Below are 14,165 nucleotides of genomic sequence, written 5' to 3'. Positions count from 1 at the left end.
ACTAGATAAATTAGTAGTATTTATCACTATACTTTTATCGGTAAGGCAATCAGAATATAGCTCAATAATATTGTGTACAATGAAGGTTTACTTTTGAAACTTTGGTTAAAAAGAATTTTACTCTTGTTCGTTTCACTGTTTTGCTTTGCTATCATTGTCATTTTTATGGCTTTACAGTCAACGCCGCAGTTGCAAAGAATACATCAAATTGATGCTAATTCGGCGACAGAAAATAAACGTATTGCTCAGCGTTTAATTCAGTCTTTAAAGAGTGATCAGCAACCGATTAAATTGCAAGCTACTCAGGCTGAACTTCATGGACTCAGTGCTTTTGGTCACCGTGCCATTCCACAACTAAGCTCTGATGTGGTTTTATTTAAAGACAGTGCTTTAATTAACTTTTCTATAGCCTTGCCTTTACCCAAGTTTATAAAATACCTTAATGTGGAGATGATGCTTGTTTCTTCAAAGGAAGGTCTTGATTTGGGCACTGTTTATATTGGTAATGTTGCGCTCCCGGGTAATGGATTGCTTAAATTGGCTGAATGGTTTACTAACCTATATGTAAAAGAAGAATTTGGTAGCACGCTATTAAGCATGATCAAAAGCGTTGATATTAGTGCAGAGAAAATTTCTGTAGATATTGTGCTTTCAGATGATTTAAAAAATGAGCCATTAAGCAATAAAAATAGTCTTTTTGCTTTACGTGACCAACTTGCGTTATATGGTGATGTTGAGGTGATACGGTTTTATTATCAAAGCCTTGTTGACACGATTGAGCAGTCAAAAACGCTTAAGCTTTCGTTTGCTCAATATGTTGGTTTTACTTTTGGTTTAGTAAAACAACGTAATTTAGCCGCAATAACTGATTCACCGGCAAAAGAGAATCGAGCGGCTTTAATGGCCTTAGTGCTTTATTTTGGTACCGATAAGTTTGAGCTCTTAGTCGGGGATATTTCTAAGCTGTCAGCGGAGCAAATACAACAGCGAACAATACGCCGAGCAAGGGTTACGTTACGCGAAAGAGTGGATATTCAAAAGCATTTTATTTACTCCGTTGCTTTGCAGCTATTTGGCACCAGTACCGCAAGTAATGCCATTGGCGAGCTAAAAGAATTTTTAGACTCAAACAGTGGTGGTAGTGGTTTTAGTTTTGCCGACTTGATGGCCGATCGGGCTGGAACTCGCCTGGCAATGCTGGCGACAACCTCGGATGAAAGCGCCTTAAAAGTGCAAGAACACTTGGCTGATATCATTAATGAAAGCTTGATTTTACCTGAATTGACGGGTTTACCCGAAGGTATATCCCAACAAAAATTCGAACAATATTATCGTGATATTGATTCGTTAGTTTATCGTAGCATGCTGCAAAGCATTGATGAGCGTTTACGTAAAATTCCTGTTTATCAAGACTAACTAAAGCGCTAGCCAGCAATAAAAAACGCGACCTTAAGGTCGCGTTTTTATGTTCAATATGAGGGGTTATATTCACAACTGCCTGGATGCCAGAGCCGAAGATGGTTTTTCTCAAATACCATCAACTATCAAGTCATTATTACTGAATCCTTGCATCTCACCGTTAATCAATGTGATGTTTAGCTAAATAAAGACATGACATCACTGATTGCCATTAACGATTTTTCACCACTAATACGGTTTTTCACTTCAACGTTCTGTTCATCAAGATTACGTTCACCAACAATTAATAATATTGGCGTACCAATTAATTCATGGTCGGCAAACATCACACCCGGACGTTCTTTACGGTCATCGAAGATAACTTCAATGCCAGCTTGCTGTAATTGTGTGTATAAAGCTTCTGCGGTTTCTTTAACACGAGCAGACTTTGCCATATTCATTGGAACAATCGCTACTTGAAATGGTGCAATAGCTGCTGGCCATTTTATGCCATTTTCATCATGATTTTGTTCAATAGCCGCAGCAACAATACGTGAAACGCCTATGCCATAACAGCCCATAGTTAACGTTTGATTTTTACCATTTTCTGTTAATACGCCACAATTCATTGCTTGTGCGTATTTTTCGCCTAACTGGAAAATATGGCCCACTTCAATACCGCGCTTAATGACAATATTACCAAGACCACAAGGGCTAGGATCGCCTTCGACGATGTTACGGATATCTTGAATGTTGATTTCATCACAATCACGTTTCCAGTTAACCCCAGTATAAGATTGACCGTTTACGTTGGCACCACAGACAAAGTCGCTTAGATGAGCAGCACTGCGGTCTACAATAACGTCAACAGGTAAGCCTCTAGGGCCTAATGAGGTGATATGGCAGTTAGCAATTGCAGATATTTGTTCATCAGTTGCAAATGTTAAAGGTGAAGCGATAACAGATAAATTTTCAACTTTAACTTCATTTAGTTGATGATCGCCACGAAGCACTAGAGCAATGAATTTTTCTGGCTCACCTTTAGCACTAGAGCCAAGCACTAATAGTGTTTTAACCGTAGTTTTTAAATCTATGTTTGAGGTTTTGATTAAACGTTCAAGCTTTAATTCTACCTTAGTCAATTCCTGAGTTGGCTCTGCTCGTTCGCCTAGCGGCGCAATAGCTTCAGCTTTCTCAACGTTTGCTGCAAAATCGCTACCGTCACTAAAGGCAATATCGTCTTCGCCAGAATCAGCTAAAACATGAAATTCATGTGAAGCTTCACCACCAATAGAACCTGTGTCAGCAATGACTGGGCGGTAATCCAAACCTAAACGGTCGAAAATACGGCAATAGGCGTCAAACATAATTTGGTAAGTTTTCTTTAAACATTCTTCGCCTAAATGGAAAGAGTAGGCGTCTTTCATTAAAAATTCACGACCACGCATCACACCAAATCGAGGGCGTATTTCATCGCGAAATTTTGTTTGAATTTGAAATATATTCAGCGGTAATTGTTTATAACTATTTATTTCATTAGCGACTAATTTTGTAATGACTTCTTCGTGCGTTGGACCTAAAACGAAGGCGCGGTCATGACGGTCATTTATGCGCAGTAGCTCAGGGCCATAATCATTTAAACGTCCAGACTCTTCCCATAAATCAGCAGGTTGAACCATAGGCATTAATACTTCAATAGCGCCTGCTCGTTCCATTTCTTCACGAACAATATTTTCAACTTTTCTTAATACTTTGAGACCTGTGGGTAACCAAGTATATAAACCAGAAGCAACATTTCGAACAAGTCCGGCACGTAACATTAATTGGTGACTGATCACTTCGGCGCTGGCTGGCGTTTCTTTCAAGGTAGAAAGTAGGTATTGAGTAGTACGCATTGACTAAAGGTTCCGTAAAATATCAAGTATATAATTGTCGGTTATTCTAGCAGGGCGGGGCGATGGGCAAAAGGAAAATATAAACTCAGATGAATAAAGTTTAACGCATTAAAGAGTCAATTTTAGCTATCTGCACGGGTTATTTAATTAAATAAAATAAAGTCTAACCATTAAGTGCCAGTGTACATTTTAATTACTTGAGCTCATCTTCGTATCAAGGCTAGGTAAAATGATCGCCCTTTGGTATTAATTGCGGGTGTTTATCTTAAGTAATTGTTGATATTATTTTGGCAGTTCTGTTACTTTATCTGCAGGTATATTTAATGACAACAACTCTTTTAAATGGCGTGGTGATCACTTTATGCAAGTTTTAGTTACGGCAATTTTAGCTCAGGTCGGCTCGGTTGTTTTAGGTAAGCCTAACGAAATACGTCTAGCTCTGGCGTGTCTATTAGCAAAAGGTCATCTTTTGATAGAAGATTTACCAGGCATGGGTAAAACCACGTTAGCGCAGGTGTTAGCACAAACGCTTGGACTTAGTTATCAACGAACGCAGTTTACCAGTGACTTGTTACCGGCGGATGTTATTGGTATCTCAATATTTAATCCTGACACTAAAAAGTTTGAGCTCCATCGAGGACCAATTTTTAATCAGGTGGTGTTAAGTGACGAAATCAACAGAGCAAGTCCTAAAACACAAAGCGCTTTACTTGAAGCAATGGAAGAGCATCAGGTTAGTATTGATGGGACAACCTACCCACTGCCACAACCCTTTTTTGTTATCGCCACACAAAATCCTTTAATACATGCGGGCACATACCCTTTACCTGAGTCACAACTCGATCGATTTATGATGCGTATATCTCTGGGATTTCCTGATATAGCGGCAGAAAAACAAATTTTACAGAGTGAAAGTAGCCACGCGAGCTATAAAAAGCTATTACCTTGTGTTGATACCGACAAACTTATCGCCATGCAAGCTGCTGTATCACAAGTGACGGTATCAGATAATATTATTGACTATGTAATCGCCTTAAATCATGTCAGTCGTCAACAAGGGTTTGCTGGTAGACCTTTATCACCAAGAGCTGGACAAGCACTGGTGGCTGCAGCGAAAGCATGGGCCTTTATCGATGAGAGGACCTATGTCATCCCCGAAGATATTCAAACCGTCTTTAGTTCGGTATGTCAACATAGACTTGAGTTGACCACGCTTGGCTTTGGTGAGCAACAAGATAAAATTTCAGCGCAGGTTATAGCACAAGTTAATGTTTTAAACCCACTGAATCCATAATGTATATCAATGACGTTAACTATAAATAGCGTTAGCTCAATAATAGAGACAACAGTGAAAAAACAGGCAATACCGATAAAAAATTATCTTAGTCGCTTTGCTAATAAGCAATTTAATCGTTGGCTAAAGCGTCGGATACCGCCTGCAAGAAAGCATAAATTATCAAATCATAATATTTTTATTATGCCAAGCCGGTTTGGTGTTGTTTATCTCTTTTTTGTGGTGTTGTTATTCCTTTTAGCAACCAACTATCAAAATAATGTCATCATGTTATTAAGTTACTTAATGGCGAGTGTGTTCATTACCACTATGATGCACAGTTTTTTTAACTTATCGGGTTTGGCAATATCTGCAGATAAAACTGCCCTAGGGTATGCAAATCAAAATATACACTTTCCTATTAAGATATCTTCAGCTAATAAACGTCTTACGATTAACTTTTGCTTTGATGACCAAGCTGTTCTTCATCTCCCTCAAAGTGAACCAGGCGAACAAACTGTTTATGTTTGCTGCTCCTACCCAAACCGAGGAGTATATACTCCGGGTCGGTTGAAAGTGTCGAGTGAATATTCGTTAGGTTTATTTATCACCTGGACAAGAATCGATTTTGACCAGCAATGTATTGTTTATCCTCAGGCCATGTCTTTAAGTTATCGACAAAGTGATTTTGGCGATGCAGAGCAAGAAAATGTATTTTCACAAAGCAGTAAACCGGGTGTCGATGATTTTTTTGAACTTAAAGCCTATCTTCCGGGAGAGCCACTTTCTCGTCTTGCATGGAAACAATTCGCGCGCGGTCAAGGTCGGTTAACTAAGCATTATCACCAACAACAAGGAACAAGGTGTTGGCTAAAGCTTAACGATATGCCCAATCACGGACTGGAGAAGCAACTCGCATACCTGTGTTTTCTAGTCAGTGAATACCACCGTAGCGAGCAAGTATTTGGTTTGGATTTAGTAGCAGAAAAAATACAGCCTAGCCAAGGTGAATTTCATTTTAAAGAATGTTTAATGGCGCTAGCCATTTATCCTAAGTCGCTACGATGATAAATAATACAGTAACAGGTGAAAAATTTAGCTTATTACCTCAACATGCCTGGGTGTTGCTTGTTTGTCAGTGCCTTAATTTAGCTTTACTTGTTAGTGAATTAACCCTCTGGATGTTGTTCATTATTGCTGTTTGTCTATGCTGGCGTGGCTTAACGCTTATTAAGCCAGCAATAAAACCACAGCGACTCATTATCTTATTGCTGGCTTGCTCTGGTTCTATTGCTATAGCACTAAGTGGTCGAGAATTAGGGGTCTTATTAAGCATGTTACATTTGCTTTGCTTTGCTTATGCTTTAAAAAGTTTAGAGTTAACTAGCCGCAAAGATTTTTATCAAATTGTTCTACTGGGTATTTTTATACTGGCATCGGTGCTTATTTTTTCTCAATCCTTATTTTTGTCGCTTTTCGTCTTTTGCTTACTAGTGTTAAATTTAAGCCTGCTGTTAGCCTATTTTTCAGCGTCACTGAACATTAAAAATAATCTTTATCAAAGTGCAATAACAGTGTTGAAGAGTATTCCGCTTGCTGTGGTTTTATTTATCGTTTTTCCTCGAGTTGCGCCTTTTTGGCAAGTACCATCAGCAAAGTCTGCCCAAACAGGTTTAGCAGAAAGTGTTACACCGGGAGATATAGCCAATTTAGCCAGATCTTCAGCATTGGCCTTTCGAGTGAAGTTTTTTACCGATATCCCGCAATACAACCAATTGTATTGGCGAGCAATGGTTATGGATGTTTTTGATGGGCGGACATGGCAACAGAGCAAAAATAGTTGGGCAAATATTGAGGAGCAGGCAAGTTCACTTAGCCTTAGCCGTGCGACATTAAGCGGAGCACAAACCCGTTATCAAGTCATGGTTGAGCCGAGTTATCAACGTTGGCTTTTTTCTTTAGCCGTGGTTGACCCTAAAAGTTTGACTAATAATCAAGTGACCATCAGGCCATTACCCAATTACACCATTATAAATAGTAAGCCTGTTAGTCAAACAACCAGTTATCAAATCAGTAGTTATACTCAATCGTTGCTTGATGCGCCGTTAAGTGACTACCAATGGCTAACAAGTTTACAACTACCCACCGACAGTAACCCCAAGCTGAAAGCGCAAGGCCAACAACTTAAGTTAAACTACCCAGATGAAATTGAACGTGCACAAGCTATTTTGGATATGATTAGAGAACAAGACTTTTATTACACGTTAACGCCGCCTTTATTAAATGGCGCTAAATTAGGGCATGAATTAGACCAGTTTTTCTATCAAACTAAAAAAGGCTTTTGTGTTCATTATGCCAGTGTCTTTACTTTTATGATGAGAGCGTCTGGTATTCCTGCTCGCTTGGTCACTGGCTATTTAGGTGGCGAGTATAATAAACAAAGTGGTCATCTTAGCATCTACCAATATGATGCCCATGCATGGGCTGAAATTTGGGTTAATGGCCAAGGTTGGGTAAGGGTAGATCCCACGGCGGCGGTTAACCCAGAACGAGTAGAAAGTGGGCTTTCACAAATGTTACAGCAAGATGCCCTGTTCAATAACGACTTGCTAAATTTACATCGATACAAACACCTCGCTTGGATCAATAGTCTGCGCTTACAGCTAGATGCGCTAGATTATCAATGGACAAGATTGGTTTTAGGTTATTCATCAAAAAAACAATATGATTTACTTAAACAGTGGTTTGGTGATCTTCGGGCTTGGAAAATAGCGGCAGTTATTGGTGGATCATTAATGTTAATGATGGCTGTGTTGTGGTTAGTTAATTTAAAGAGGGGTAAAGATAAACCGCCGGTAAAATGGTTAGCTCAGTATCAGCAAATAATAACGCGATTAAAAGCTAAAGGCTTAATAAAGCCTGACACTATGCCCGCGAGTCAATTTTCAAGGTTAGTTATTGAACGATTTCCTATGTTATCGAAAAACTTCATTGGCTATACCCAATGCTTTGAGGCACTCATGTATCAAGCATTATCCCCCCAGGAAAAAGAGCAGTGCTTAATCGAAATGAATCGCTACCAAAGACAATTAAAAAAACAATTAAAGCAGCTTAAAAAAACGTCAACGGGCAGCCATTAATTTACTTGATAAGTTGAACTTGCCATTTTACATTGTTTTAGTAGTTGGCTGAACTCATTAATGCCGCGGTCAAAACTGTCAGCAGGTAAGAATAAATGGTAACCAAAAGCAGAAGATAATCGTTCACTTTGATGGAGAAATGCCGCAATGGGTCCTTTTACAGGCTCTCCGTTTGATAGAATAAAGGGCTCAAAATTAATTTGAGCTTGTTCCATTGTCATTAGCTGATGCAATACCCCATAAATAATTAATCCTTGTTGTTGATGGATTAACCTATTCGCTAATCTAACGGAAATGTTTTTAGCAATATTATCGATATGAACCAATCGTATACCGATATAAGGTAATGTTTCACGTTCTATACCAACAACTTCAGCAACAATATTAATATTTTGTATATCTTGCCATGCTAATTGCCAGTGACCATAACGGTGATTAAAGGTTATTTTATCAGGCGTCAAATAGAGGCTAATGGCAGGTTCAAAAAGTTTAACTGCACCTACCAAAGTAATAACCAGACAGAGAAGGATCATAAAAATGTAGGCGAATCTATATGATTGCCAATAATGTTGAGCGAATAAAAGCGTAGTAAGTAAAAGTAACACGCCAAAAATAACAAGAGAGATCCCGTTATGTTTAGCGATGGGTTTAATTATTATGCTTGGATGTTGCACAGCTTTACCAGTCATTTAACCATCATTATTTTTTATTGATAATGCAAATATGCCTAATTATTTGTGCGTTTAACAGCGTATTTTTAAATCTACTGTCTTCAATGTTCATTAATATATGTTTATGTCTGCTTGAGTGCATCATATTATCACCACAAATAACTATATTTATCTGTGGTGTCCTATTCATACTTAAAGGAGATTAGTTTTTTTGTGAGCGCTTATGGTTAAACCATACCGCAGCTTTATAGACAACTAGGACAAATATAGTCCAAAAAATAGCATGATAAAATGCATGAAAAGAGCCTTCACCCAAACCGTGATCATCATGGGCGAATGCTTGCGCCGAAAAGAGGTAAATAAAACTGACAAGTAGCGTTATAAATTTCATGGTTAATCCTTTTTTTAATGTTTAATGTTTAATGTTTACTAGCTATAGATAATGAAGTCGTTATCGCAAAAATTACATCTGCAACATGCCTTCTTTTTCGATAAAGGCTATGATCTCGGCCAAACCTTGTTGTGTTTTCATATTTGAGAAAACAAAGGGTTTATCACCGCGCATTTTTTTAGTATCTCTATCCATCACCTCAAGTGATGCTCCGACTAAATCAGCAACATCTATTTTATTAATAATTAATAAATCAGACTTAGTGATACCCGGACCTCCTTTACGTGGGATTTTATCTCCGGCTGAAACATCAATAACATAAAGGGTTAAATCGGAAAGTTCAGGGCTAAACGTTGCGCTTAAGTTGTCACCGCCACTTTCAATTAATACAAAGTCTAGAGTAGGGTGAAGTTCTTGTAGTTCGTCAATGGCTGCTAGGTTCATTGAGGCATCTTCACGAATCGCCGTATGAGGACAGCCACCTGTTTCAACGCCGATAATTCTGTCTGCTGCGAGAGCGTCATTTTTAGTTAAAAATTCAGCATCTTCACGAGTATAAATGTCGTTGGTGACCACTGCCATATCATATTTATTACGTAGTGCTAAACATAGCTGTCGTAATAATGCGGTTTTTCCTGAGCCTACCGGGCCGCCAACACCAATGCGTAAAACTTGTTTTATCATTTTTTATTTCTCTTTTTATTTTTATAAAGCATGTTATTAATCAACTTAATATATTAAGAACGAAAAAGTCGTGAATATTGTGTTTCATGCCAAGCACTTGCCATGGCTAAGTGCGGCAGACTGGCACCAATATCGTTATCTGAAATACCGTTTGATTTTTCAATAATTAATGGCGTCTGTTCAGATAATTCAAATAGGAGGTTTTGTGCCTGAGTTTGCCCAAGAGGCACTAGTTTTGTCGCTGCTGCGACTTGGTTGTCGATGTATGTCCAGCAGTAACCACTTTGTGCTGAAATTAAATCTAACTTAAAGACATAAGCGCAAAGCGCAAAAGCACTAACAAAGCTGATTTCTTTAAGCGTTATTATTGCTTGATAAGCGGCTAAATTAAGGTTGTTTAGCTGTTTTATTAATCTTATTAAGGCTTTGCCCATTGCTAAATCAGCCAATAATAATTCATGACTTTCTCGACAAGCAATTAAATGGTTATTCCAGTCGTTAAAATCGTCAAAATCATTTATTGATAAGGCGTTAAATAATCGTTTTAAAATGGCCAAATCGGTTTGTGCTATAGACTCCTCTAAATTAATCTTTATCCAACTTGCGGTCGTTTCTGATGATGTTAACCAACCCATTTCAACGCCATATTCTAATGCTTGTGAAAACGCAAAACCGCCCACGGGTAGGTTTGCGCTGCATAACTGTAATAACCGATTAAGCTTAATCGGCTCGGCGAGTGTTATTTCTGCTGGTACTAGTGACACAGGTTTCACCGCAGGTTTAGTGTGCATGGGCGTGGCCGTGGCTACTAACGCCATAAGCGCCATTTTCAGGTTCAAATATTGTTGGGGTATTATCAATCGTTAAACCATATTTTTGTGCAAGTTCTTCTAATACGTGGTCGGGTTTAAAACGTACCCATAACTCGCCTATTTGCAGTGAGGTGTGGCGATTACCTAAGTGATAACAAACTTTACAAAAGGTTAACCAGTCAGTTGCAATGGCGGTTGATACAGGCTCCGCTTGACCTTTTATTTCAATGAATAATCCACAGTCAGTTTTTAGTACTTCACCGACTAATAATGGTTGTCCACGCGCCATAAAAATACCTATGTCTAAACCACCATCCGTTTTACCTTTAATACGTGCTTTTTTACGGGTGTCTTGATCTAAAGTTATTGAGTCAGCTATATTATGGTGAGTATGGTCAAAACGCTGATGTGCTTGTAGCATGTAATTTCCTAATCTTTTAGTTTTATTGAATCACTTATTTCTTATTTAAAATAGGCAGTAAAGTTGTGCAAGTGGCAAGGTTACCGCAGGCTCACAGGTTAATAATTCGCCATTGGCACGTACTTCATACGTTTGAGCATCAACGTCTATTTTGGGCTGCCAACTATTATGAATCATGTCGTTTTTACCAATGTTTCGAGTGTTTTTACAGACACCAATCATCCGTGTCATACCTATTTTTTCAGGTACATTAGCGTCAATAGATGCTTGTGACATAAAGGTCATTGAGGTTTTGGCTGAGGCACTGCCATAGGCTGCAAACATTGGGCGGAAGTAGACTGGTTGTGGTGTTGGAATAGACGCGTTTGCATCGCCCATTGGCGCTGCTGCTATCATGCCGGATTTTAAAATTAGCGCAGGTTTTATACCAAAAAATGCCGGTTTCCATAGCACTAAATCAGCTAGTTTCCCGACCTCAATAGAGCCAACCTCATGGCTAATGCCGTGGCTAATTGCAGGGTTTATAGTATATTTAGCGATATAGCGTTTTATACGAAAGTTATCATTTCGTTCAGTATCGGGAGCTAATGGTCCTCGTTGTTGTTTCATTTTATGTGCGGTTTGCCAAGTACGAGTGATCATTTCACCGACTCGCCCCATGGCTTGTGAATCAGAAGCGATCATACTAATAGCGCCTAAATCATGCATAATATCTTCGGCGGCAATACTTTCCTTGCGAATACGTGAATCAGCAAAAGCAATATCTTCAGGGATAGACGGGTCTAAGTGATGGCAAACCATTAACATATCCAAATGTTCATCAATAGTATTAATGGTATAAGGGCGTGTTGGGTTAGTGGAAGATGGTAAAACATTAGCCTCACCACATGCTTTAATAATATCAGGTGAATGCCCACCACCAGCCCCTTCAGTGTGATAGGTATGAATAGTACGACCTTTAAATGCCCCTAAGGTGTCCTCAACAAAACCAGACTCATTTAAAGTATCGGTATGAATCGCTATTTGAACATCGTAACGCTCGGCAACCGATAAACAATTATCAATTGCCGCGGGTGTTGTTCCCCAATCTTCATGAAGCTTTAAACCACAAACACCTGCTTCAATTTGCTCTTCTAGGGCAAGTGGTAAACTTGCATTACCTTTGCCTAAGAAACCAAAATTCATTGGGAAATCGTTTGTTGCTTGCAGCATTTTATGAATATACCAAGGACCTGGTGTGCAAGTTGTCGCCTTAGTACCCGTTGCTGGGCCTGTACCTCCACCAATCATAGTCGTAACACCGGACATGAGTGCTTCATCTATTTGTTGCGGACAAATAAAATGTATATGGGCGTCGATACCGCCTGCGGTCAGTATTTGTCCTTCACCGGCTATAACCTCCGTACCGGGACCCACTTCAATATCGATATTGTCTTGAATATCAGGGTTGCCTGCTTTGCCTATAATAGCGATACGACCCTCTTTAATACCAACATCAGCTTTAATAATCCCCCAGTGATCAAGAATAACGGCGTTGGTAATCACTAAGTCAACGGTGTCAAAGCATGACGCTTGGCTTTGTCCCATGCCATCTCTAATAACCTTTCCCCCGCCAAATTTTACTTCTTCACCATATTGTGTGAAGTCTTTTTCAACCTCTAACCATAAATCTGTGTCGGCTAAACGAACTCGGTCACCGACTGTTGGTCCAAACATATGTGCGTAGGCGTTTTTATCAATACTGGCCATAATTATAAGTTTCCTTGTATTTCACCGCGAAAACCAAAGATCCTGCGTTTGCCTTGAAAGGCAACCAGGGTTACTTGGCGTTCTTGCCCAGGTTCAAAACGAACGGCGGTACCTGAGGTGATATCTAAACGATAACCTTTGGCGTGTTCTCGATTAAAATGCAAGGCAGGGTTTACTTCAAAAAAATGATAATGAGAGCCAACTTGAATGGGTCTATCGCCAGAATTAGCCACCGTAATTTTCAATCGTTCACGGCCGACGTTGAGTTCGCGTTCGCCTTGGTCTGTTTTTATTTCACCTGGGATCATCTTTGCTTCTCTTGTGTTTAATGTCTAACTAGATCTTATGTAACCTTCTATAGAGGTTTAGTTAAATAATAGGATTATGAACGGTGACAAGTTTGGTACCATCAGGAAATGTAGCTTCTACTTGTACATCAGGAATTAATTCTGCAACTCCTTCCATGACTTGATCTCGGGTTAATAACGTGCGGCCATAATCCATCATTTGAGCGACAGTGTTACCATCTCTGGCCCCTTCAATAATCTCCATTGAAATATAAGCCATAGCTTCAGGATAATTTAATTTCACACCACGCTTTAAGCGTCGTTCTGCTAACAATGCGGCAGTAAAGAGCAATAATTTATCTTTCTCTCTTGGTAATAAGTCCATGCTGTTGCACCTTTATTTATTTGTTTGTTTATTTAATAGTAAGGGAGTCATTAAGTGTCTGATCAGGTATGCCAAATACGCGGAATGTTCGCTGGTTTTTCTAGGTATACCGGTCTGATTTTTTGCCATAATTTAATAAAAAGTGCTTTGCATTCTTCACTATGCTCACCTAAATAACGTATCACTAATAACTGGCGTATTTGGCTGATACTCACTTTTTCTTCGGCGTTTTCTTCAACCATACAGTCGCGTAATTGCGCTACGAGTGCTTTATTGTCAGCATCGCTAAGTAGACCTGCTGGGGCATAAGCTAAAAAAGTGGCAAAAACACTGTGGCTATTTAAACCTGCGATGTGTTGATGTACTCCACTGCTAGGTTTTATCGAAATTCTATCGTGATAAATTAAAGTGTTTTCACAATAAACACGGTTTAATTGGCTATAACTGCCATATTTAAAGGGTTGATTTGAAAGGGGTAAGCCCAAACAGGTAATATCCCAACCTAAATAAGCGCTATCACTTTTAAAGTGAACATCAACAGTATTAAATCCATCAGCCCCCTCATAAACGATCGTTTCTAAGGGGAAATTTTCACACTTCGCCTGATGGTTAATAATAATGTCAAGGTGTTGAACTTGTTTGGGATCACCAATTGTTAGGTTTGTTCTAGCGCGATAAAAGCGGTTAGCACCAGGCGTAGTTATTAAACTGTGGGCTTGTCTGTTGAGTTTAATGTTAATGTTTAATTCATCACCCGACACTATGCCCGCTGGTGGGTGTAACAGATAAATATGTGCACAGTCGCCTCCTTCTGGGTAGAAAGCTTTTTGCACGCTTAATGGTCCATTGCGTTGAGTACGGGTAAGTTGAGTGCCAGTCGATGTAAAACTAAACTCTAAAGATAAGCTGGCAAACCATGCATTTTTAGGCGCAGGGTTAATGGGGAAATTATTGATGGCTGGCTTAGCTGTCATGGTTATATGGGCTACTTTTTATTCTAACTTTCGCTGAAAGTAGAAGAGGGTGCATGGCTAAAGCTGTTTTGCACAAACTACGCCA

Annotated in this window: 14 protein-coding genes; 4 read left to right on the top strand and 10 right to left on the bottom strand. The window is 39.2% G+C overall.

Annotated features, from left to right (window positions below):
* Positions 1-93 precede the first annotated feature (93 nt).
* Positions 94-1,416 (top strand): hypothetical protein, encoded by a 1,323-nt coding sequence (locus tag H4J76_RS02800; RefSeq protein ID WP_182217040.1) that lies wholly within the window; start codon positions 94-96, stop codon positions 1,414-1,416.
* A gap of 179 nt (positions 1,417-1,595) precedes the next feature.
* Here the strand turns inward: H4J76_RS02800 and H4J76_RS02795 are convergent, their stop codons facing one another.
* Positions 1,596-3,293, bottom strand: a complete 1,698-nt coding sequence (locus H4J76_RS02795) for a proline--tRNA ligase (RefSeq protein WP_182217038.1) — start codon at positions 3,291-3,293, stop codon at positions 1,596-1,598.
* A 361-nt stretch (positions 3,294-3,654) separates the two neighbouring features.
* On the opposite strand from H4J76_RS02795, the gene H4J76_RS02790 reads away from it, so the two are divergent.
* The 3 genes from H4J76_RS02790 to H4J76_RS02780 are packed head-to-tail and all read left to right on the top strand — an operon-like array spanning position 3,655 to position 7,706.
* The gene (locus H4J76_RS02790; protein ID WP_182217036.1) at positions 3,655-4,587 is read left to right on the top strand and encodes a MoxR family ATPase; all 933 of its coding nucleotides are present in this window, start codon (positions 3,655-3,657) and stop codon (positions 4,585-4,587) included.
* Positions 4,588-4,596: 9 nt separating this feature from the next.
* Positions 4,597-5,634: a DUF58 domain-containing protein gene (locus tag H4J76_RS02785; RefSeq protein ID WP_182217034.1), complete on the top strand. Its 1,038-nt coding sequence runs from the start codon at positions 4,597-4,599 to the stop codon at positions 5,632-5,634.
* The gene (locus tag H4J76_RS02780; protein ID WP_182217032.1) at positions 5,631-7,706 is read left to right on the top strand and encodes a DUF3488 and transglutaminase-like domain-containing protein; all 2,076 of its coding nucleotides are present in this window, start codon (positions 5,631-5,633) and stop codon (positions 7,704-7,706) included. The genes H4J76_RS02785 and H4J76_RS02780 overlap by 4 nt, the downstream gene beginning before the upstream one ends.
* Here H4J76_RS02780 and H4J76_RS02775 read toward each other — a convergent pair.
* The 9 genes from H4J76_RS02775 to H4J76_RS02735 form a co-directional block, all read right to left on the bottom strand.
* Positions 7,703-8,395, bottom strand: coding sequence for a DUF2982 domain-containing protein (locus H4J76_RS02775; protein ID WP_182217030.1), 693 nt, complete (start codon positions 8,393-8,395; stop codon positions 7,703-7,705). The genes H4J76_RS02780 and H4J76_RS02775 overlap by 4 nt on opposite strands.
* A 184-nt stretch (positions 8,396-8,579) precedes the next feature.
* Positions 8,580-8,768, bottom strand: coding sequence for a hypothetical protein (locus H4J76_RS02770; protein ID WP_182217028.1), 189 nt, complete (start codon positions 8,766-8,768; stop codon positions 8,580-8,582).
* A gap of 72 nt (positions 8,769-8,840) precedes the next feature.
* The gene (gene ureG, locus H4J76_RS02765; RefSeq protein ID WP_182172872.1) at positions 8,841-9,452 is read right to left on the bottom strand and encodes an urease accessory protein UreG; all 612 of its coding nucleotides are present in this window, start codon (positions 9,450-9,452) and stop codon (positions 8,841-8,843) included.
* Positions 9,453-9,505: 53 nt separating this feature from the next.
* A complete protein-coding gene (locus tag H4J76_RS02760) occupies positions 9,506-10,243 on the bottom strand; it encodes an urease accessory protein UreF (RefSeq protein ID WP_182217026.1) in 738 nt (245 codons plus the stop codon).
* Positions 10,233-10,685 (bottom strand): urease accessory protein UreE, encoded by a 453-nt coding sequence (locus H4J76_RS02755; RefSeq protein WP_182222879.1) that lies wholly within the window; start codon positions 10,683-10,685, stop codon positions 10,233-10,235. Before H4J76_RS02755 ends, H4J76_RS02760 begins: the two co-directional genes overlap by 11 nt.
* A 45-nt stretch (positions 10,686-10,730) precedes the next feature.
* Positions 10,731-12,434 (bottom strand): urease subunit alpha, encoded by a 1,704-nt coding sequence (gene ureC / locus H4J76_RS02750; RefSeq protein ID WP_182217022.1) that lies wholly within the window; start codon positions 12,432-12,434, stop codon positions 10,731-10,733.
* Positions 12,435-12,436: 2 nt separating this feature from the next.
* A complete protein-coding gene (locus H4J76_RS02745; protein ID WP_182217020.1) occupies positions 12,437-12,742 on the bottom strand; it encodes an urease subunit beta in 306 nt (101 codons plus the stop codon).
* Between the two features lie 61 nt (positions 12,743-12,803).
* Positions 12,804-13,106 (bottom strand): urease subunit gamma, encoded by a 303-nt coding sequence (locus H4J76_RS02740; protein WP_182217019.1) that lies wholly within the window; start codon positions 13,104-13,106, stop codon positions 12,804-12,806.
* A 62-nt stretch (positions 13,107-13,168) separates the two neighbouring features.
* Positions 13,169-14,080, bottom strand: a complete 912-nt coding sequence (locus tag H4J76_RS02735; protein WP_182217017.1) for an urease accessory protein UreD — start codon at positions 14,078-14,080, stop codon at positions 13,169-13,171.
* Positions 14,081-14,165: the final 85 nt, after the last annotated feature.

It is taken from the genome of Colwellia sp. BRX9-1, assembly GCF_014077195.1.
Classification (GTDB): Bacteria; Pseudomonadota; Gammaproteobacteria; order Enterobacterales; family Alteromonadaceae; genus Colwellia_A.
Note: the sequence above shows the minus strand (reverse complement) of the source record. Positions and strands in the feature narration are given on the sequence as shown.